The organism is Acinetobacter sp. 228 (genome assembly GCF_048147885.1).
In genome coordinates this window covers 1-1,318 of record NZ_JAYWYV010000303.1, presented here as the reverse complement: position 1 = coordinate 1,318, position 1,318 = coordinate 1, and the positions used below count along the sequence as shown (strand labels likewise).

At 41.4% G+C, this 1,318-nt stretch carries 1 protein-coding gene; it reads left to right on the top strand.

Annotated features, from left to right (window positions below):
• Positions 1-1,318 (top strand): murein biosynthesis integral membrane protein MurJ (murJ, locus tag VXQ92_RS18430; protein WP_416682784.1); only part of this gene is annotated, 1,318 nt, incomplete at both ends.

The following is a 1,318-nucleotide window of genomic DNA, read 5'->3' as shown; positions in this document are numbered from 1 at the left end:
CGAATATAAAACAGGTCGTGCGCATGCAGAAGTGCAGATCTTAATTAGTCGAGTATTTGGCTGTTTGCTGACAGTCATGACTTTACTGACTTTCGTGGCTATGGTTTTAGCTCCAGCAATTATCTATATGTATGCGCCGGGTTTCCATAATGACCCTGAAAAGTTTGATTTAGCGGTCAGTATGTTCCGTCTGACCATTCCCTATTTAATGTTTATGTCGCTTACGGCTTTTGCCAGCAGCATCTTAAACAGTTATGGCTCGTTTGCCTCGCCAGCTTTTTCACCTGTTTTACTGAACGTAGCAATGATTGCAGGGGCTTGGTGGCTTACACCGTATATGGCTGAGCCAATCAAAGCTTTAGGTTGGTCAGTTGTTGCGGCTGGTATTTTACAGTTAGCGATACAAATTCCTGAGTTATGGCGTAAAAACTTACTGATCCCACCGAAAGTTGATTTTAAACATGAAGGTGTAGAACGTATTTTAAAATTAATGCTTCCAGCATTATTTGGTGTATCTGTGACTCAGATTAACCTATTGCTAAATACGATTTGGGCATCTTTCATGCAAGATGGTTCAGTGTCTTGGCTCTACAGTGCCGAACGTATGACCGAGTTACCTTTAGGATTAATCGGTGTTGCGATTGGTACAGTGATTTTACCTTCACTGTCAGCACGTCATGCTGAACAAGACCAAGCGAAGTTTCGTAGCATGATTGATTGGGCAGCGAAAGTGATTGTATTGGTGGGGTTACCAGCAAGTATTGCTTTATTTATGCTTTCTACACCGATTATTCAGGCATTGTTTCAACGCGGTGAGTTTGATTTACGCGATACACAAATGACAGCACTCGCATTGCAGTGTATGAGCGCTGGTGTAATTTCCTTTATGTTAATTAAAGTATTTGCACCAGGTTTCTATGCGCAGCAAGATACAAAAACACCAGTGCGTGTGGGTTTAATGTCGGTTGCAGCTAATGCGATTTTAAACGTTGTATTTATTGGATTTTTTAAACTAATCAATTGGCATGCAGAGCATATGGCGCTTGCATTAGCCTCTTCTGGTTCAGCTTTAGTAAATGCAGGTTTGCTCTATTTTTATCTGCATAAGCGTAATATTTTCCGATTTGGTGCACATTGGAAAAAACTGGCACTTCAATATGGTTTGGCTAACCTTGCGATGATTGCAGCACTTTGGTTCGGGTTAAATTGGTATAGCGGTGAACTCTCTCAATGGATTCGTGTTGCAGAGGTAGTCGGTTTATGCGTTGTAGGTGTGATCGCTTACTTAATTGGCTTATTACTGACAGGCTTTAGACCG